The sequence below is a fragment of the Haloarcula sp. Atlit-47R genome, from assembly GCF_003665985.1.
GTDB lineage: Archaea > Halobacteriota > Halobacteria > Halobacteriales > Haloarculaceae > Haloarcula > Haloarcula taiwanensis.
On the sequence record NZ_QPLQ01000002.1, the window covers coordinates 408,497 to 427,994 of the forward strand.

Here is a 19,498-nt window from a genome sequence, read left to right on the forward strand (position 1 = left end):
TTCGCCCGCTCTCTCAGTTAAACTCATCGAGGGTCGCGTGGAAGCCGGGCCGCACGTCCCGGACCCTGGCCCCGTCGAGGTCCAGTCCCAGTTCGCGGATGGCCGCCGCGCCGACCCGCTCGCTTTCGCCCTCTGGCGCGTAGACACCGAGCCGCCACTGGTCGCGCTGGGCGGCGCGGATGGCGTTGACAAGCGTCGACTGCTCGCCGAGCCGGCGGACTTCGCCGTTGACGAGGACGCGGCTGCTCGACTCGGTCATCGACGGCTCCGGCGGGATATCGAGGATAACGGCGTCGCTGTCGACGTTCGCCTCGTCGGCGATGGCCCGTTCCATCGCGCCGACCGCCTCGTGGTCGGCCGTCAGAACCTCCTCGGGCACGGCCTGCCACTCCGCCCAGACGGCGCGTTTGTACAGGTCCCGCTGGCTCAGCCGCCGGGCGTAGGCCGCCGTTGCGTCGCACTGTCGCAGCGCCACGAGCAGGTCGTTGTCGTCCCACCGGCGCAGCGTCTTAGCGGTCGTGTCGGTCGCGGCGAGCAGTTCCTCGGTTCCGCGGCGCAGCATCGACTTGGCGATGCGGGCAACGTGGTGCTGGTAGACGGTCGGGTTCATCAGCGCCCGCGCGAGCAGGAGCGATTCGGCCGTCTGGACGTTCCCCTCGTCCAAGACGAGTTCGCCGTCGACGAAGCTCAGTTCCCGGACCAGCCGCTCGTGGTCGATAGTGCCGTAGGGGACGCCGGTGTGGTGGGCGTCACGGACCAGATAATCCATCCGGTCGACGTCCAGTTCGCCGGAGACGAGCTGGCCCAGTTCGCCCTCCCCTGCGACTAGGCCGGCGACGCGGTCGGGGTTGAGCCCGTGTTCGGACAGCACCCGCGCGACCGGGCCGTCGCCGAGGAGTTCGTCCACGTCGTCGTGGTACTTGCCCGTCCGGCGGTGGATGAGCGCCTCGACGTTGTGGCTGTACGGCGAGTGCCCCACGTCGTGGAGCAGGGCCGCGGCGCGGACCCGTTCGGCCTGCTGGCCCTCGATGCCGAGGTGGGACAGCGCCCGGTCGGCGAGGTGATAGACCCCCAGCGAGTGCTCGAATCGGGTGTGGTTCGCCGAGGGGTAGACGAGCGTCACGGTCCCGAGCTGTGAGATGTGTCTGAGCCGCTGGACCGGCGGCGTGTCGAGCAGCGCCGCCGCGACGCCCTGGACCTCGATGTGGTCGTGGACGCTGTCCTTGATTGTGGTCATTGCCCGGGCCTACGGCGGCGGCCGGCAAAATCGTTCGCCACCGCACGCGCGGCGCGGGGTCGCTACCGGGGCACCCAGCCGTAGATGTGGTTCAACATCACGTAGGTCACGAGCCCGAGAAACAGGCTCAGCCCCCAGGCGGAGACGGCGATGCGGCCCACACGAGCGTGGACCGTCTCCCTGAGTTCCGCCGGGGAGTGGGTCAGCCCGAGGACGACCGCGTGGACGACGACGGGCACGGACACCGCGGACAGCAGGATGTGGACGGCGAGCATCACGATGTACGCCGTCCAGACGAACCCTTCGGCGACGATTTCCTTCTCGAAGCCGCCACCGACCTTGAGGATGTACAGCGTCAGGAACACCATGATGAGGGTAAACGCCGTCAGCATCGCCGCGCGGTGTTTCTGGACCTGGTCGTTCTTGATGAAGTAGACGCCGGCGACGATTGCCAGCAGCGCGACGCTGTTGACGACGGCGATTGCGTCGCCAAGCAGGATGACGATGCCGTTCGAGAGCTCGGGGAGGGGTAATACGCCACCGAACGCGCCGAACACGAGCGCGTAGCCAACGACCGAGACGACGGCGGTGACGAGCCGCGGACGAGCGCGGGCACGCGACTGGAGTGTATCTGCGACGGCCATACTAGCAGGTCAGGACCGGAGTGGTAACTGTGTTCTGAAACGGGCGAGACGACAGCGCAGTTGCGCGTCACAGCGGTGACTACAGACCTACAAAAGCGTGGAGAACCGGATGGAAACGCTGCCGAAATCAGGCGAACGTCCGGGAGACGTCCTCGTCGTCGGTCTCCTCCTGCTGAATCTTCTCCCAGGCGTCGTGGAAGTCCGCCATGGTGACCTCGGTCCGGTCGTCGCGGATGGCGAACATCCCAGCCTCGGTACAGATGGCTTTCACGTCAGCACCGGAGGCGTCCGTTATCTCTTCGGCCAGTGCCTCGAAGTCCACGTCGTCGGAGACATTCATGCTGCGAGTGTGGATCTGGAAAATCTGTTTGCGACCTTCGAGGTCGGGGTTCGGGACTTCGATGAGACGGTCGAAGCGACCGGGGCGGAGGATGGCGCGGTCGAGCATATCGAAGCGGTTCGTTGCCGCGATGATGCGGATGTCGCCGCGGTCGTCGAAGCCGTCCATCTCCGAGAGCAGTTGCATCATCGTCCGCTGGACCTCGGCGTCGCCGGAGGTCTTCGACTCCGTCCGCTTGGCCGCGATAGCGTCTATCTCGTCGATGAAGACGACGGCGGGCTCCTCCTGCCGGGCCAGTTCGAACAGGTCCCGGACGAGCTTCGCGCCCTCGCCGATGAACTTGTGGACCAGTTCGGAGCCGGCCATCTTGATGAAGGTGGCGTCGGTCTCGTTGGCGACCGCTTTCGCCAGCATCGTCTTCCCGGTGCCGGGCGGGCCGTGCAGCAGAACACCGCTCGGCGGGTCGATACCCACGTCTTCGAACATCTCAGGGCTCTTCAGCGGCATCTCGACGGTCTCGCGGACCTCCTCCATCTGCTCTTCGATGCCGCCGATGTCGGCGAAGGTCACGTCCGGCGACTGGTCGACCTGCATCACGCGGGCGCGAACGTCGGTCTCGTCGTCCAGTTGCTTGACGATAGAGAGGGAGTTGTTGACGGCGACGCGGTCGTCGGGTTCCAGTTCCTCCCGCATCTCGTCAGTGACCTCTGTCAGGGCCTCTTGATTGTTGCCGTGCTGTTTGATAATCACGCCATCGCTGGAGAGTTCCTGAACGGTCGCGACGAACAGCGGTGACTGTTTGAGCTTCTTGTTCTCGTGTGTGAGCCGTTCGAGCTTCTGCTGGTACTTGTTGTTCTCCGCGTTCGCGTCCAGCAGTTTGTCGCGCATCTCCTCGTTCTGCGATTCGAGCACCTCTAGCCGCTCCTGCAGCGCCTCGATCTTCTGTTGCTGAGACGCGTCATCGTCGTACGGCATATCGACCTCGTCGACGGTGTCGGTCATTACGACGCCTTTAGTGGGTGTATCGTTATGAGGCTTCGGGTCACCTCAGAAACTGTACCGCCCGGTGTGTGCCCTGTAGGGGCTGTTACTGGCCGCTCCCCGTCTATAGGTCTCAAACCGGCACGTTTCTTTGCCCCCACTGGAAACATCTGTCTATGCCAACCGACCGCGAAGAAGTCATCATCGTGGGCGGGGGCGTCGCCGGGCTGTCGGCGGCGATCTACACCGCTCGCGCCGGCCTGTCGACCCGGATCATCTCGACCGGCGAGTCGATACTGAACCGCAACGCACATCTGGAGAATTATCCCGGATTCCCGGCGGGAATCAACCCCCGGCTCCTGCTCGAACTCATTCGGGCACAGGCGCGGCGCGCCGGCGTCTGGTTCATCGACGGCGAAGCCGAGCAGGTGGCGGAGACTGCGGGAGGGTTCGACGTGACCTGCGCCGGTGGCGACTCATACGACGCGACGTACCTCATCGCTGCGTCCTGGTCGGACCCGTCGTATCTGAACGGGCTGGACATCTCGCTCGTCGACCGGGGGTCGAAGCAGTTCATCTCGACCGACGAGCAGGGCCGGACCGATATCGAGGGGCTGTACGCGGCCGGCCGGCTGGCCGAGCAGCATCACCAGACCATCGTCGCCGCGGGCCACGGCGCACAAGTCGGGCTTACACTGATAGAGGACTCCGACGTCGACTTTTATCACGACTGGACCGCCCCGGAGGGGTATTTCACCGGCCGCGACCGACCGGTTCCGCCGGGCTGTGAAGAAATCGACGAGACAGAGCGCAAGCAACGTGAACAGGAGTCACTGGAGGTCATGCGGCGGTACTTCGAGGAGCCGATGCCGGGCGAGCCGACGATGCACCCGAGCGTCGATCAGGAGTCAGACTGACCCTGTTCGAGCGAGCGTGCGACCGCCTGCAGTCGCTCGATCCGCTCGGCTGTCGGTGGGTGGGACCGTGTTTCGATGGCCAGCGAGTCCGTCGGCCCGTCGGAATCGAACCCGTACGGGAGGAAACACAGGCCGCGGACGCCCGCGTGCGCCGAGCGCTTGTCGGTCCTCGGGCGGTCGTCATCTCCGTCGAGCGTCTCTAACGCCCCGACGAGCGCGGCGGGGTCGCCGGTCAACTGTGCCGCGCTCCGGTCGGCGGCGAACTCCCGAGCGCGCGACAGCGACCGCCCCAGAACAACGACGGGAGCGGTGAACACGCCCAGCGCGACGCCGCCGAACAGGACTGTCACCGCGAACAGGAACAGGAACCCGAGCGTGAACGAGAGGCTTCCGAACGGGGCCTCAAGCACCCGGGCGCTGCACACATATGCGAGACCGAGCGCGACCAATCCGGGCGCGTAACGACTCTCGCCCGGGAGCAGGTCCGCAAGCGGGTCGTACTCGCCGTTTGTCAGCGACGGGAGGAAGCTGGCCAGCGTCATGACAGTCGCGTCGCGGTTGGCGACGTGCATGAGTTCGTGGGCCAGCACGGCGTCGAGTTCGTCGCCGTCAAGAACCGACAGCAGTCCCTCGCTGACGACCACCGTCGCGCCACCGAGCGTTCCGATGGCGAAACTGTTCGGTACCTCGGCGTCTGTGACGGCAATCCGTGGCGGCGTGAGGTCGGCCAGTTGCGCGAGCCGCTGTACTCGCTCGTGGAGGGCGGGGTACTCCTCGGGGCCGACGATTCGAGCGTCGACTTCAGCCATCGTCTGGGCACTGGTGTATCGAAGCTGAGCCCAGACAAACGCCACGAGTGCGGGGGCGAGAACAGCCACCCACCAGGCGATGCGTGCCGACGCCCCACCGAACGGGAGGGAGGTGGCAACGGCGTCCCGAACCGGCGCAAGCCAGGGTGTCAGAAGCACCGCCGCGGTAGCGACCACAGCGATGTCGACGGCAAGGAGGAGCAGGAGGGTCCACAGCATCCGGCGGGTCAGTGTCCGCATAGTGGTAGTTCTGCTATACCCACAGCGGATGAAAGGTTTTCTGCTCAGACAGTCTATCAGTGAGGGAAAGTATTTACTCTGCCGCCGGGAACGGGGCCGTAGTGTCAACAAAGCTGGTACGTGCCGCCCTCGCCCTCCTCTGTGCGGTCGCTGTCCTGTTCGGCACAGCGCTGTTTCCCGGCGCGCTCGGCGTCGAATTCGAGTCGAGCGGCCCCCTCGACAGTCGAGCGAGCGAGCCGGTCACGCCCGACGGAACAGCCCCCGGCGAAGTCGACGGCGGGCCGACACCGGTAGCGACCAGTGATGGGACAGAGACGACGCCGGGAGCGACGAGCGATACTCCATCGGCGACAGCGACGCCAACACCGACGGAGACGGCGACAGAGACGCCGGGAGCCGGGGAAGGCGAAGACAGCGGGTCTCCAGTGCTGGTGAAACTGCTCGGGCTGGCGCTTATCGGCGGGTTTGGCGTCGTCGCAGTCAGTGTTATTCGTGCCGCATCGGACGCCGAGGGTGACGGGTCGACAGCGGCTGGACTCCACCTGCATCCGATTCTGGATTCGCTGTTCGGGACAGTGGTCTCAGCAGTTTCGGACGGCGCGGTGGGGCGGACTCTCGCCCGGATTCCGAAGGTGACGACCGCCGCGCTACTCTCGGGATCGTCGGCGCTCGCACGAGTCGGGGCCGGTCTCGCTGCCGTCTCCGGCGGTATCCTGTCCGGACTGGCGACGGGGTTCGGGTCGGTCGGCACGATGTCACTGCGGGGCGTCGCCGGTCTGCCGAGCGCGCTCGGGTCGCTCTCAGTTGCGCCGTTCAGAGCGCTGAGCGGCTTCGGTGGGTCCAGCGGCTTCCTTGCCTCAGTTCGGAGTGGCGTCGACAGCCCGTCGCTGTTTGGGTCGTCGGATACAGCGTCCGGGCGGACAGCGGCCGCCGAATCGACGGCAGAGGCGGACGAGGGGCCGGACATCGATTCACTGTCGGTGCGGGAGGCATGGGCGCTGCTGGCTGACCGCGTGTCAGTCCCGGACCCCGAGACGGCGACGCCAGGGGAGTACGCTCGCCGGGCTATCGACAGCGGGCTTCCGGAAGCGCCCATCCGCCAGCTAACGACCCTCTTCCGGGAAGTCGAATACGGCGGGCGGTCGGCGACCGGAGAGCGAACAGAATCGGCTCGGAACGCCCTCAGAGACCTCTTCAACCGAGGTGACAACTGATGAATGGCGCGGAATCGCGGAACGAGCAAGCGGGAACCGCCCGGGCGACCATCGATGTCAGCGTCGACCGCCCGACACCGGGGTCCAGGTTCGTCCGATACACCCTGTTGGGACTCGCTGCACTTGCCGGCGCTGTGTTCGTCGTCACCTTCCCATCAGTACTTCCGAACGTCGGGAGCGGGTCGGCCAGGCAACTACAGCTCGTCGCAAGCGTCAGCGCCGCCGCCATCGGACTTTTTGGCCTGTACACTGTTGTTCGGACACAGGACTCGACGCTGCCGCCGGTACGAGGGAAACAACCGCGTGAACCGTATCACGACGGTTCGGGCGACGAGTCGACAGAGCTGCTCGATGAGCTACTGGAACCGAAAGCGACACAGGCAGACTCCGGCGCGCTGGTCGGCGACGACATCGACGAATTGCTCGAAAAAATCGACGGGCGTGTTGACCCCTACAACGGCCTCGAAGCGAGTCACGCGTCGGAAATCAGGAACAGACTCCGTGAAGCCGCGCGACAGGTGCTGGTCGAAACGGCGGAGCTGTCGACAGAGGCAGCAGCCCGAGAAGTTCGGGCTGGGTCGTGGACGGACGACCGCCGGGCAATAGCCTTCCTCGGCGGCCCGGACGCACCTGACCCACCTATCGAGATGCAGCTACGGGACTGGGCCAGCGGTGCGGGGTTCGACCGAAAGGTCGAGGCGGCGGTAACAGAGATACGACGGCTCCAGCGGGGTGAGCAGTCGTGAGCACGCGCGAGACTACACAGCGCAACGTCGGCGTCTCGGCCGCGCTGGTTGCCGGCGGAGCCGGCATCGTCACCGGGAACCCGGCGGTTTTCATGGTCGCGGCAGTGGCGCTGGTGTATGCGGCCTATCAGACGGCTATCGGCGACCCCGAACCGACGCTCACAGTCGAGCGGCGCATCGAGCCGACCGACCCGCTCCCCGGCACAGAGGTGACAGTGACGCTGACGCTCACGAACGACGGGGGCGCGACCCTGCCCGACGTTCGCGTCCTCGACGGCGTCCCGGAGCGGCTCGAGGTCATCGACGGCTCACCGCGGTTCGGGACCCACCTCGAAGCCGGTGCGTCGGATTCGGTCACCTACACCGTCGAAGCCCGGCGTGGCGACCACGCGTTCACCGACGTGGCAATCGCCTGCCGGAACCTGACCGGGACCGTCGAATTCGCCGAGCAGGTCACCGCCGAGACGACGCTCTCGTGCAGTGCCAGTGTGGACACCGTTTCGCTTTCGGGCCAGACCCTTTCACAGTCGGGGCGTGTGCCGACGGACGCCGGGGGGAACGGGCTCGCGTTCTACGCGATCCGCGAGCATCAGTCCTCGGACCCGATGAGCCGCGTCGACTGGAACCGCTTCGCGAAGACGAATGAACTGGCGACAGTCGAGTTCAAGGAGACACGAGCGGCCACCGTTGTCACGCTGGTAGATTCGAGACATCCCGTTGCAGGCAACGCAGGCGCGCCCACGGCCGTCCAGTTCTGCGTCTACGCGGCCCAGCAGGTCGGCGCGGCGCTTCTGGCGACGGACAACCGCGTCGGGGCCGCCGTCTACGACAGTTGCGAGACGCTGCAGCCATCGGCTAATCGGGCACAGGAGCAGCGATTAGAGGCGTTTCTGGAAGCGGTTGTGGACGGGTCGGCCGACAGGCCGACGGGGACCCGTAAGTCGTGGCTGCTCGACACCGACACCCGCACTCGGCGAATGCAGTCGCCGACCGAGACAGCAGACCGGTACGGTATCACTGACGGCGGGGACGCGGTGGCGACGCTCGACCGCTCGATACCGAGCGAATCACAGATCGTATTCTGTACACCCCTGCTCGACGACCGGGCGGCCGATTCGGCGAAACGACTCGCCGCGTACGGACACGCGGTTACGGTCGTCAGTCCCGATATAACGACCGGCGACAGTCCGGGAAGTACCGTCGAGCAAATCGACCGAACAGCCCGCCTCGACGCTCTTCGAGGCTCAGTCCGGGTCGTCGACTGGACGCCCACGGAACCGCTCGCTAAAGCCCTCATTCGCGCGACGGAGCGGTGGGCATGACGGAACTCGACAGTCGACCGGCGGCATCGAGCGCGGCGCTGGCCGGGACAGTCGCGGTGCTCGTTTCGCTCGTCCTCGGCCTCGCTGTCGCGGACGCGATACCAGTGCTGGCCGGCTTCGTCGGCGGACTCTGCATCGCGGCCGGAGTCTGGGCGCTCCGCAGCGAGGCCCACAAGCGTATCGCCTGCGGCAGCGTCGCCATCGTCATCGGTGCGGGCGTGTTCTGTGGGACCGCGCTGCTGGCGGCTGACTACCGGTCACTCGTTGCGGCGCTCGGGTTCCCGCTGGCCGCCACGCTCGTCGTTATCGACGCGAGTAGCGGGTTAGTGCCGCCGGCTGAGGCATCGGACGAACTCTCGACAATGCTCGACGAGAGTTTCGTGATGCTGGTGGCCGGCATCCTCATCACAATCGTCTGTGCCGTCGCGGCTACCGTCAGGCTGCCCCGGGTGCTCGTACATGTCGTCACCGGCTTCTCTCTCCATCCGCTCGTGGGCTTCGTGACGCTACAGGCCGGGATCCTGACCGCCCTGTTGTTGCTGGACCGGGCGAAGGAGACGCTGGAGTCGTGGATTCCGGCACCCGCGGCGACGACAGACCGAGCGCTTGGGCGGCTGGACCTGCTGGGACGAAGCTGGTGGGATATCGACATCTCGCTCAAAGCCGCCGTTGGCCTGCAGTTGCTCGTGGCGTTTATACCGACAGCACAGGGACTGTTCGACCGTTTTCTCCACAGTCTCCCGGTGCTCGGGCCGGCTCTGCGGGTCGCCTTCAGTGGCCTGCTCCATCTCCCCCTTGCAGTCGGGCTCCTGGCCGTACTGTGTATTCTCGTCGTCGAACGGCTCCGGCAATGGCTGCTACAGTGGCTGGGGGACAACCCCGGACGGTTGCTGGCGCGGCAGACCGGTAGTATCGTGCTCCCTGTGGTGCTGTTGCTGGGCGCGCTGATCCTTACAGCCGCTGGCGTGACCCGGCGAATAGCGCCCACGTATGCCGGGGGCGGCCACTACGGCTCGGCTACTGTGTTGCTCCTCGGCGTCTTGATTTCGGTCGTCGTCCTCCGTGGACTCGTCACACTACTGGCTGAGCTGGTCGATTCAGAGTTGCTATCCCGGCAGACGGCAGGGTTCGCAGCTGGAAGCGCGCTCCTGTTCATCGTGACGTTGTTCGGGGCTGAGCGCGGACTCGCACCGATACTCGTCCTCGTCGGGAGCGCGGCGGCGCTACTGGTCTGGGACACCGGCGCGCACGCAAGCAGTATCGGGAAACAACTGGGCCGGGACGCCGACACGACCGACAGCCAGTTCGTCCACGTCACCGGAACTGCGGCGATCCTCGCCGGGGCCGTTCTCCTTGTGCTGGTCGTTCGATACGTACTCATCCCGGTCGCGGTTCCGACTCCGTCGACCGGACTCTCGTTCAGTTCGGTAGTCGCACTCGGGCTGGTTCTGCTGGCGATAGCCGCGTTCAGCCTCGCACTGAACGCGCACGACGGGAGGCCACGTATCAGCAGTGACGAGAGCGGCAATCGGAGTGAGCAGATCGCGGGCGACAGCGACTAGTGCCGCCGGAGAGACAGGGGCTTTTACCCACGCACCGCGAACCGGCAGGTATGCTGACCGGAGTCAACGTCGTTCTGGGGGTGTCGGGGTCTATCGCGGCCGTCAAGACGGTTGAACTCGCACACGAACTCCGACGACAGGGGGCGTCCGTCCGGGCGGTGATGACCGACAGCGCGACGGGTATCATCCATCCGTGGGCGCTGTCGTTCGCGACGGACAATCAGGTGATTACCGAAATCACGGGCGACGTCGAACACGTCGACCTCTGCGGGCGCTCGGGCTGGGGCGATGTATTCTTGCTCGCGCCTGCAACGGCAAACACTGTCGGCAAGGTCGCCGCGGCAATCGACGACACGCCCGTGACGACGTGTGTGACGACCGCTCTCGGCGCGGGCGTGCCGGTCGTCGTCGCACCGGCAATGCACGAGCCGATGTACGACCACCCCGGCGTACTGGAGGCAATCGACCGCGTCGAGTCCTGGGGCGTCGAGTTCGTTGACCCGCGAATCGAGGAGGGGAAGGCCAAAATCGCGACCGAGGGGGCCATCGTCACGGCGACCGCCCGGGCAGCGGGCGACCGACCGCTTGCAGGCAAGCACGTCGTCGTGACTGCGGGTGCGACCACAGAGTCAGTCGATCCGGTTCGGACGCTCTCGAACCGTTCTTCGGGGCGGACCGGGCGGGCAGTCGCACGGGCTTGTTACGTTCGTGGAGCCGACGTGACGCTCGTTCACGACGGGTCAGATGTGCCGTACGCCACTGTGGAGCAGGTCGAATCCGCCGAGGAAATGACCGAGGCCGTCCGTCGAGTCGCCGACTCGGCCGACGCGCTGGTCTCCGCGGCCGCCATCTCGGATTACACCGTCGAGGAGGCCCCCGAGAAAATCAAGAGCGGGCAGGCGGAGCTGACGCTGACGCTGCAGCCGACGCCGAAACTCATCGACACCGTTCGCTCGGATCACCCCGACCTCCCTATCGTCGGGTTCAAAGTCGAGACAGAGGGCGACGACGGGACGCTAATCGAGCGCGCCCGCGAGATACGGGAGCGGACCGGGCTGACCTTCGTGGTCGCTAACGACGCGAGCGTGATGGGTGGCGACGAGACGCGTGCCATACTTGTCGACGGAGACTCGGCCACGGAGTACATCGGGGAAAAGCAGGGGCTGGGTGCCCGTGTCGCCGACGAACTCGGTGACCATCTGTCCAGTCGTGACTGAGAGCGTAACCGATTACGAAATAGTTTTGCGTGTTCCGTTGCTCCGGTCCGATAACGACAGTACTGCCCGACGAACCGCCTATTCGGAGTTTCTAAACAGAGACTGTGACTGTACCACCACCCCGTCGCCTGCTCGTGCCAGTAGCTGATTCGGTGACGGTCCGTAACACCGTCGCCTACGCCGTTGAACAGGCCGAATCGGCGGCCAAAGAGGGACAACAACAGATATCGCTGCACCTCGTCGCCGTCGCAAGCACGCGCGCTGTTGACCCTGACGCCCAGACGGAACTTGGCCAGGCAAAGGACCTGCTCGACCGAATCGAGGTCTGGCTCGACGAAGACCTGGGTGCTGTCCCGCCGTCGAATCTCGACGTTGAACTGGGCGTCATCGGTGCCGACCGCTACCTGTTCAGCCCCGGTGATTACGCCGACGCAATTCTGACCTACGCCGACGAACACAGCATCGAACGGGTCGTCCTCGATCCGGAGTTCAACCCGGGCGGCACGACGCCGATGCTTCGGCCGCTCGAAGTCGAACTCGTCCGGGGCGATATCGAGGTCGAGACCGCGCCCGTCGAGCGGCCAGCGCGGTCGACCGCGCTTGCTCGCGCCGCGACGCTCCCAAAGTATCTCACCATTTTCGGAACCTCGTATCTGTTTTACATGCTGTTGAGTTCGTACAAACCGCTGGATTTCCTCACTGGCGCGATAACGGCGACGATTGTCACTGCGTTGCTTGCACCGATCGCGTTCAGCCGCCAGCCGTCGCTGACACGGGTTCCGAGACAGCTCGCACGGCTGGCGATTTACGTTCCGTACCTGCTCAAGGAAATCGCCGTCGCCAACCTCGAAATCGCCTACGTCGTCTTGCACCCGTCACTGCCTATCGACCCGAAGATGGTCGAACTGGAGGCCGCCATCTGGGGAGACGGACCAGTGACGACGCTTGCAAACAGCATCACGCTGACGCCCGGGACACTCACCGTCAGCGTCTCTGAGCAGGCGTTCGATATCCATTCGCTCACCGGCAGTGCCCGAGAGGACCTGTTCGACGGCGGCCTCGAACGAGCCGTCCGGTTCGTTTTCTACGGCCGGGAGGCAGCAGCGATTCCCTCGCCACGCGAGCGAGGACAGGGGGACGACGGCGCGGTCGAGGGCGATATCGGCGACCCGGAGGTGGCCGACGATGATTGAGTTCGAAGCGGCACTGTTGGCTATCGCCGGCGCGTTCGTCCTGTTCGCTATCGTGGCGCTGTACCGTGTGTTCGCAGGGCCGACAGACCACGACAGAGTTATCGCGGTCAACGTGATGGGGACGAACACCGTCATCGCAATTGCGCTCGTCTCCGGCGCGCTCGATAAGCCGCTGTTCCTCGATATCGCGCTCGTGTACGCCTTGCTGAACTTCCTGCTCTCGATAGCGTTCTCGAAGTTCAACGTCGAGCACGGAGGTGTGCTATGACGCCGACAGAGTGGGCGATTGTCGCGCTCGCGCTTGTCGGGGCGTTCTTCGGCGGCGTCGCCTCAATCGGAATCGTGCGGCTGCCTGACGTGTACACGCGCGCTCACGCGGCATCGAAAAGCGACACGCTGGGAGCCGTCCTCAGTATTGCTGCCGCCGCGCTCGCGATTCAGACCGACCTCGCGACTATCAAGGCCGTCTTCCTGCTGGTGTTTATGTTTCTGACGAACCCCACCGCCGCCCACGCTATCGCCCGGGCGGCACAGGACCAGGGTATCGAGCCGTGGACCACCAGCGATGAGGAGGGGAAGTCATGACACTCTCACTCATCGAGGGCTTGTTGCTGGTGTTCGTGCTGGGCTGTGCTATCGGTGCGGCCGTACTCCGTGACGTGCTGGCGTCACTGATGGCGTTTGCTGCCTACAGCCTCGGTATTTCCATTATCTGGGTGATGCTTGAGGCCCCCGACGTGGGGCTGACCGAAGCGGCTGTCGGGGCCGGAATCATGACGATACTGTTCATCCTGGCGCTGGCAAACACCGTGCGGCCACAGGAGAACGGCCTGTTCGAGTCGATCAGCGTTCGAACCGTCGTGCTGGTCGGCGCGTTCGTCATCGTCATGGTTGCGACCGTGCCGTCGCTGCCTGCCGTCGGTGCGGATGGCGCTGCGAACCCCGTTGTCAGCGGCGACGTAACGCAGTACTACCTCGAAAACGCCTACGAAGACACGGAAGTGAAAAACGGTGTGACGGCAGTGCTCGCGGCCTACCGTGGGTTCGACACGCTGGGCGAGGCCGTGGTGGTCTTTTCGGCCGGCGTCGCGGCGCTGACCGTCCTCAGACAGGAGGTGTTCGCATGAGTAGCGACGAGCGTACCGGGCTTTACGTCGAGAGTACCATCATCATGACGACGGTGCGGGTCGTCGCGCCGTTCGTACTCACCTTCGCTCTGTTCGTGATGTTCCACGGGGCGAACTCCCCCGGCGGCGGCTTCCAGGGCGGAGTCATCGCCGGGTCGGTCGTGATGATGCTCGCCTTCGCCTACGGTATTGACGCGGCTCGAGAGTGGCTCGACGTTCGCGTCGTTGCCGCGCTCGCGTCCGGTGGTGTGCTCACGTTCGCAGCCATCGGGCTGGGAACGATAGTTCTGGGCGGGAACTTCCTCGAGTATCACCTGTACGAGCAGTTCATCTCGCATGTGGTCGCCTACGCCATCGAGCTTGTCGAACTGGCCATCGGTGGTATCGTCGCCAGCGTTGCCATCGGCCTCTTTTTCCTGCTCGCGGCGGGATTCGGCCACGCCGTCGATTCACCGGAGGATGAGAGCTGATGTTTGAACTGCTGAACTCACATTACAACTACTTCGCGGTGATGCTGCTGCTTGGCATCGGCCTGTATATGCTCATTGAGTCTCGGAACCTAGTAAAGAAGGTCATCGGGATGAATATCTTCCAGACAGGCATTTTCCTGTTTTTCATCACGCTCGCGTTCCGGGCCGGCGGGAACCCGCCAATTATCAAGGATGGTGGTGGCCCCTACGTCAGCCCGCTCCCGCACGTGCTCATTCTGACCGCTATCGTCGTCGGGGTGAGCCTGACCGCGGTGGCGCTTGCGCTCATTATCCGCATCTACGCCGAGTACGGCACGCTGGACGAAGACAAACTCAAACAGCTCTACTATGATTGAACAAATCCCTGTGTTGCTGGTGGTCCTGCCCATCGTCGGCGGCGCGATACCTTTGGTCGCTAGCCTTGTCAGCGAGCGGGCAGGGTGGCCAGTCGCGACGCTGACGCTCGTCGTCCAGGCCGGCCTGGCCGGACTGCTCGCGTGGACTGTCAGCACGAGCGGGACTGTGTCCTACGCGGTCGGTGGTTTCGCCGCCCCGTACGGTATCGAACTCGTCGTCGACGGCCTCTCAGGGGCCGTCGCCGTGCTCGTGGCCGTCGTGTCACTGGGCGTGCTCGCGTACGCTCGACAGGCCGGCCCACATTCGGGTCCCTTCTACGGCCTGTACCTGCTTCTGGTCGCCGGCCTGACGGGCATGACGGTCACTGGCGACGTGTTCAATCTCTACGTGTTCCTCGAAATCACGGGGCTTGCGGCGTACGGCCTCGTGGCGAGCGGCCGGGACGCCAGTGCCGCCGTCGCGGCGCTGAAATACCTCATCATCGGGACCGTCGGGGCCTCACTGTACCTGCTTGGCATCGGCTACCTGCTCGCGGCGACAGGCACGCTCAACATGGCCGACCTTGCGGCGAAGCTCGGGGAGATGGCGGCGTACGACTCGACGCTCGTCCTGACCGGGTTCGGGCTGATGGTCGGCGGACTGACGGTGAAAGTCGCCCTGTTCCCCTTGCACACCTGGCAGCCCGACGCCTACGCGAACGCGCCGGACACGGTGAGTGCGTTCATCTCCGCGCTCGTCTCGACGGTCTCGGCGTACGCGCTCGCCCGCCTGCTGTTCTCTGTGTTCACTGTTGAGTTCCTGACGGCTGTGCCCGTCGCTCGCTGGGCGCTGGTCGGGTTGGCCTGCGTGAGCATCATCGCGGGGAGCGCGCTCGCCGTCTCGCAGGACAGCGTTCAGCGGATGCTGGCGTACTCCTCAGTGTCACAGTTCGGCCTCGTCGTCGCCGGGTTCGCCATCGCCACCCCGCTGGCCGTCGTCGGCGCGACTGTCCACCTGCTCGGCCACGCAGTGATGAAGGGTGGATTGTTCGCTGCGACGGGCATTATCGAGCGCAAGACGGGTGCGACGACGGTGAACGGCTACGCTGGGATGGGGAGCCGCGTCCCGGTTTCGGCGTTTGCCTTCGCCGTGCTTTCGCTGGCGATGGTCGGCGTTCCGCCAGCAGTCGGTTTCGTCGGCAAGTGGTACATCGTCCTCGGCGCGGTCAACGCCGAGAACTGGCCCGTCGTGGCCGTCTTGCTCGCGAGTACGCTCCTGACGCTGGCGTACTTCGCCCGCCTCGTCGAGCGGCTCTACTTCGCCGAGCCGACCATCCACGCGGAACCCGACGAGGCACCCGTCACAGACGGGAGCGGACAGGCGGTCTCGTTCGGGATGATCGCCGTCGTCGTCGTCGCGGCCGCACTCGCAGTCGCGCTGACCGCAGCCGTACCGGAGTTGCAGAGAGTGCTCGAAGAAACGCTTCCACCCCTTCTAAACCAATGACTGAGTCGCTACGCCCAATCCTGGCAATCCTCGTCTCGGCGGTGGCTATCCCCGTGATTCTCTCGCTCAAACGACGGCCGAATCTGCGAGAGGGGGTGACCCTGACCGTCGCGTTTGCGAAGTTCGCGATCATTGCGAGCATGGTCCCCGGCGTCCTGAGCGGAACGGAGTACGAATTCGTCATCGGACAGTTCGCCACTGGTATTGAACTGGCGTTCACCGTCGATCCGCTTGGGCTGCTCTTTGGCCTGCTTGCGAGCCTGCTGTGGATCGTCACGAGCTTCTACAGCATCGGTTACATGCGCGGGCTGGACGAACACGCCCAGACGCGCTATTTCGCCTCGTTCGCCGCCAGTCTCGCATCGGCGGTCGGCGTCGCGTTCGCGTCGAACCTGCTGACACTGTTCGTCTGCTACGAGCTACTGACGGTGTCGACGTACCCGCTCGTCACCCACGACGAGACCGACGAGGCCCGCGCCGCCGGCCGGAAGTACCTCGCGTATACCTTCGGCGGTGGGGTCGCAGTCCTCGGTGGGACTGTCCTCGTGTTCGTCCTCGCTGGGACGACCGCGTTCACGCCGGGCGGGCTCGAAGGTCTCGCGACAGCCGACCCGACGCTGGCACGGGCGGCGTTCGCCCTGTTGGCGGCCGGCTTCGGCGTCAAGGCTGCCCTGATGCCGATGCACTCCTGGCTCCCGGACGCGATGGTCGCGCCGACGCCGGTGTCGGGTCTGCTCCACGCCGTCGCAGTCGTCAAGAGCGGTGTGTTCGGCATCGCTCGCGTGGTGCTGGACGTGTACGGAACCGGGACGATGGAGCAACTCGGCGTCGGCCTCCCGCTCGCCGCGATTGCGGCCTTTACTCTCCTGACAGCGAGTATCATCGCACTCAGGCAGGACAACCTCAAGCGCCGGCTGGCGTACTCGACGATCAGCCAGCTATCGTATATCGTGCTGGGACTGGGGCTGCTCCACGGACAGGCGCTGACCGGTGGACTGCTTCACATCCCCGCCCACGCGTTCATGAAACTCACCCTGTTCTTCTGTGCTGGCGCGATTCACGTCGAGACCCACACCGACGACATCAGCGACATGGCCGGAATCGGGAAGCGGATGCCGCTGACGATGGCCGCCTTCGCCGTCGCCGCGGCCGGGATGGCCGGGATTCCGCTGGTCGCTGGCTTCGTCAGCAAGTGGTATCTCGTCATCGGTGCGCTGAGTCTCGAAAGCGGTGGGCTCGTATTCGCCGCTGCGTTGCTGGTCTCGGGCGTCCTCAACATCGCGTACTTCTGGCCCATCGTCTATCAGGCGTACTTCGAGTCGCCGGAGAGCCACGACGAGAAGCCACTCATCGAGGGACCATTCGGCGGACGAGACGAGATTCGGGCCGACGGCGGTGAGGACCACGACTCGGACGCTACCGGCGGTCACTCCGACGAGGACGAGGTGCCGAAGCCGGAACACGTTGACCACCTCGGGAAACACGACGAGGAGCACGAACATCACGGCGGCCCCCCCGCAGGGGGCTGGGACGACCGTGGCTGGCGCGGCGGCGAGAGTACGTGGTTTATGCTCGGGCCAATTCTCACTGCGGCCACGCTGTCGCTCCTGCTGGGGACAGTGCCGTACACCGCTGTCTTCCTGCGGATCGTCGACACCATCGTCGGTAATCTTCCGGGGGTGATGGCCTGATGTCGATGCTTACAGCGGTTCCGCCAGTCGTCGTCCTACTGGCGCTGGCAATCGTCGTGTCCCGACTCCCGCGGCGTGCCGGTCACGCGGTCGGTGCGCTCGTACCAGCGCTCGCGGTGCCGTGGGCGGTCATGGTCCCTGAAGGTGCACATCTCCATGTAGACAGCTTCCTCGGGTTCGAAGCCGTCCTGCTGAACGTCGACCCGTTCTCGCGGCTGATGGGGATCATCTTCGGGCTCATCGCCGCGGTTGCTGTACTCTACTCCTACGCCAGCGAGGCGGACACGACACAGACGGGGTACGCGCTCTCGTACGTCGCGACCAGCTTTGGAGCCGTCTTCGCCGGCGACTGGCTGACACTCATCTTCTTCTGGGAGCTGATGGCCATCACCAGTACGCTGCTGGTGTGGCATTACGGCGGCAGGGCGGTCCGGGCCGGCTTCCGGTACGCCCTGCTACACGGACTTGGCGGCACGCTGTTGATGGCCGCTATCCTCCGGCACTACGTCGCGGTGGAGACGTTCCTGTTCGCGTCAGTGCCGGGCGGTCCGGAAACGGCCGGCATCACGTCCGGACTGGCCGCCGCGCTCGCAGCCATCGGTATCGGCGTCAACGTCGGCTTCATTGGCCTGCACGCGTGGCTACCAGACACCTATCCGCGCCCGCACATCGCCGCTAGCGTTTTCCTCTGTGTGTTCACAACCAAGACCGGCGTCTACGGGATGTACCGCGCGTTCCCCAACGGCCACGAAGCCATCGCGTACATGGGCGGCGGGATGGCTATCTTCGGCGCGCTGTTCGCACTGTTCCAGAACGATATGCGGCGGCTCCTCTCGTATCACATCCAGTCGCAGGTCGGGTACATGGTCGCCGGCGTCGGGATCGGGTCGTCACTGGCTCAGGCTGGCGCGTTCGCCCACGTGTTCAACCACATCCTCTACAAGGGCCTGCTGTTCATGACCGCCGGTGTTGTTATTTACCGGACCGGGACGGAGAGCCTGAAGAAACTCGGCGGTCTCTGGCGAGAGATGCCAATCACGGCAGGTGCATTCTCCGTCGCTGCGCTATCTATCGCTGGCTTCCCCGGCTTCAACGGGTTCGTCAGCAAAGGGATTATTATCTCCGGGAGCCACTATACTTTCAGCAAAGGACCGCTCCCGGTGGGTGAGTTCTATACGCTCGAGTGGATGCTGCTGCTGGGCGGCGTCGGCACATTCATGTCGTTCATCAAGTTCGGCTACTACGCGTTCTTCCACGGCGAGTACGACAGCGGCGTCCCGGACGCGAACCGTCTGCAGAGCGTCGCAATGGTGTCCGTAGCCGCGCTCTGTATCATCTACGGTGTGTACGACACGGCACTGTTCACCATCCTTCCGTTCGACGTGACGAGCGGAGCAGTCGTCGACCACGTCTACAAGACCTACACTATTCCCCATCTCATCGAGGGAGTCGTGCTCGCTGTCCTCGGGCTGATCGGCTTCGCGGTGACAAAGAAGCCCCTCTCGAAGCTCGGACGGGTCCCGGACGTCGATTCGCTGTACAACCCGGCTATCTTCTACGGGTCTCGTGGTCTCGTTGTTGGAGTGACCGAACTGTACGCCGCCGTAGACCGCGTAGTGGTTCGGGCCACGAGCATCGTCACGCAGACAGTGACTTCCCCGGACGACGTTATTCAGCGGCTCCGTGACGACGATAGTCTCGTGCATCCGATGCGGGCCGGCATCGGACTCAGCATCCTCATTCTTGCAGTATTCGTTACGGTAGCGCTGCTGGCCCTTTCATGAAGATTCAAAAACATCTTCTGCGATAATTGCGTACTAGATCGGCCGTATCTGGTTTCAAACACCAAAGAATAGCTGTTAACAGACAGGGTAATTACAGTTTCTGATAATACAGGTGCAGACTTATATAGCTCCATAGCCACGATTCGGTAAGCACGGCATAAC

19 protein-coding genes are annotated in these 19,498 nt (G+C 64.8%); 15 read left to right on the top strand and 4 right to left on the bottom strand.

Features of this window, described 5'->3' with window-relative positions:
- Positions 1 to 13: 13 nt before the first annotated feature.
- From DVK00_RS09770 to DVK00_RS09780, 3 genes are all read right to left on the bottom strand, one after another.
- Positions 14 to 1,237: an HD domain-containing protein gene (locus DVK00_RS09770; protein WP_121577649.1), complete on the bottom strand. Its 1,224-nt coding sequence runs from the start codon at positions 1,235 to 1,237 to the stop codon at positions 14 to 16.
- Between the two features lie 62 nt (positions 1,238 to 1,299).
- Entirely contained in the window at positions 1,300 to 1,881 is a 582-nt protein-coding gene (locus DVK00_RS09775) for a DUF420 domain-containing protein (protein ID WP_121577650.1), read from the bottom strand.
- 127 nt (positions 1,882 to 2,008) lie between these two features.
- On the bottom strand, positions 2,009 to 3,223 hold the full coding sequence (locus DVK00_RS09780) for a proteasome-activating nucleotidase (RefSeq protein ID WP_101349454.1): 1,215 nt from the start codon (positions 3,221 to 3,223) through the stop codon (positions 2,009 to 2,011).
- Positions 3,224 to 3,378: 155 nt separating this feature from the next.
- On the opposite strand from DVK00_RS09780, the gene DVK00_RS09785 reads away from it, so the two are divergent.
- The gene (locus DVK00_RS09785) at positions 3,379 to 4,119 is read left to right on the top strand and encodes an NAD(P)/FAD-dependent oxidoreductase (protein ID WP_121577651.1); all 741 of its coding nucleotides are present in this window, start codon (positions 3,379 to 3,381) and stop codon (positions 4,117 to 4,119) included.
- Here the strand turns inward: DVK00_RS09785 and DVK00_RS09790 are convergent.
- A complete protein-coding gene (locus DVK00_RS09790; RefSeq protein WP_121577652.1) occupies positions 4,104 to 5,168 on the bottom strand; it encodes a M48 family metalloprotease in 1,065 nt (354 codons plus the stop codon). The genes DVK00_RS09785 and DVK00_RS09790 overlap by 16 nt on opposite strands.
- Before the next feature lie 101 nt (positions 5,169 to 5,269).
- Here DVK00_RS09790 and DVK00_RS09795 point away from each other — a divergent pair, with 101 nt between their 5' ends.
- The 14 genes from DVK00_RS09795 to DVK00_RS09860 all read left to right on the top strand — a co-directional run bounded on the left by DVK00_RS09795 (position 5,270) and on the right by DVK00_RS09860 (position 19,336).
- Entirely contained in the window at positions 5,270 to 6,382 is a 1,113-nt protein-coding gene (locus DVK00_RS09795; protein ID WP_121577653.1) for a DUF4129 domain-containing protein, read from the top strand.
- Positions 6,382 to 7,128: a hypothetical protein gene (locus tag DVK00_RS09800; protein ID WP_121577654.1), complete on the top strand. Its 747-nt coding sequence runs from the start codon at positions 6,382 to 6,384 to the stop codon at positions 7,126 to 7,128. Before DVK00_RS09795 ends, DVK00_RS09800 begins: the two co-directional genes overlap by 1 nt.
- Complete coding sequence (locus DVK00_RS09805; protein ID WP_101349449.1) at positions 7,125 to 8,450, top strand: DUF58 domain-containing protein; 1,326 nt, start codon at positions 7,125 to 7,127, stop codon at positions 8,448 to 8,450. Before DVK00_RS09800 ends, DVK00_RS09805 begins: the two co-directional genes overlap by 4 nt.
- Positions 8,447 to 10,012, top strand: a complete 1,566-nt coding sequence (locus tag DVK00_RS09810; protein ID WP_121577655.1) for a hypothetical protein — start codon at positions 8,447 to 8,449, stop codon at positions 10,010 to 10,012. The genes DVK00_RS09805 and DVK00_RS09810 overlap by 4 nt, the downstream gene beginning before the upstream one ends.
- A gap of 50 nt (positions 10,013 to 10,062) precedes the next feature.
- Positions 10,063 to 11,229, top strand: coding sequence for a bifunctional phosphopantothenoylcysteine decarboxylase/phosphopantothenate--cysteine ligase CoaBC (gene coaBC / locus DVK00_RS09815; protein ID WP_121577656.1), 1,167 nt, complete (start codon positions 10,063 to 10,065; stop codon positions 11,227 to 11,229).
- Positions 11,230 to 11,381: 152 nt separating this feature from the next.
- On the top strand, positions 11,382 to 12,422 hold the full coding sequence (locus DVK00_RS09820) for a monovalent cation/H+ antiporter subunit E (RefSeq protein ID WP_232794549.1): 1,041 nt from the start codon (positions 11,382 to 11,384) through the stop codon (positions 12,420 to 12,422).
- Positions 12,415 to 12,690, top strand: a complete 276-nt coding sequence (locus DVK00_RS09825; protein ID WP_004518724.1) for a cation:proton antiporter — start codon at positions 12,415 to 12,417, stop codon at positions 12,688 to 12,690. Before DVK00_RS09820 ends, DVK00_RS09825 begins: the two co-directional genes overlap by 8 nt.
- Positions 12,687 to 13,007 (top strand): monovalent cation/H(+) antiporter subunit G, encoded by a 321-nt coding sequence (mnhG, locus tag DVK00_RS09830; protein ID WP_101349446.1) that lies wholly within the window; start codon positions 12,687 to 12,689, stop codon positions 13,005 to 13,007. The genes DVK00_RS09825 and mnhG overlap by 4 nt, the downstream gene beginning before the upstream one ends.
- Entirely contained in the window at positions 13,004 to 13,549 is a 546-nt protein-coding gene (locus tag DVK00_RS09835) for a DUF4040 domain-containing protein (protein WP_101349445.1), read from the top strand. The genes mnhG and DVK00_RS09835 overlap by 4 nt, the downstream gene beginning before the upstream one ends.
- A complete protein-coding gene (locus tag DVK00_RS09840; RefSeq protein ID WP_053966162.1) occupies positions 13,546 to 14,019 on the top strand; it encodes a Na(+)/H(+) antiporter subunit B in 474 nt (157 codons plus the stop codon). The genes DVK00_RS09835 and DVK00_RS09840 overlap by 4 nt, the downstream gene beginning before the upstream one ends.
- A complete protein-coding gene (locus DVK00_RS09845; protein WP_053966163.1) occupies positions 14,019 to 14,375 on the top strand; it encodes a cation:proton antiporter subunit C in 357 nt (118 codons plus the stop codon). Before DVK00_RS09840 ends, DVK00_RS09845 begins: the two co-directional genes overlap by 1 nt.
- Positions 14,368 to 15,861: a monovalent cation/H+ antiporter subunit D family protein gene (locus DVK00_RS09850; RefSeq protein WP_101349443.1), complete on the top strand. Its 1,494-nt coding sequence runs from the start codon at positions 14,368 to 14,370 to the stop codon at positions 15,859 to 15,861. The genes DVK00_RS09845 and DVK00_RS09850 overlap by 8 nt, the downstream gene beginning before the upstream one ends.
- Complete coding sequence (locus DVK00_RS09855) at positions 15,858 to 17,552, top strand: cation:proton antiporter (RefSeq protein WP_101349442.1); 1,695 nt, start codon at positions 15,858 to 15,860, stop codon at positions 17,550 to 17,552. Before DVK00_RS09850 ends, DVK00_RS09855 begins: the two co-directional genes overlap by 4 nt.
- Positions 17,552 to 19,336: a Na(+)/H(+) antiporter subunit D gene (locus DVK00_RS09860; protein ID WP_121577657.1), complete on the top strand. Its 1,785-nt coding sequence runs from the start codon at positions 17,552 to 17,554 to the stop codon at positions 19,334 to 19,336. Before DVK00_RS09855 ends, DVK00_RS09860 begins: the two co-directional genes overlap by 1 nt.
- Positions 19,337 to 19,498: the final 162 nt, after the last annotated feature.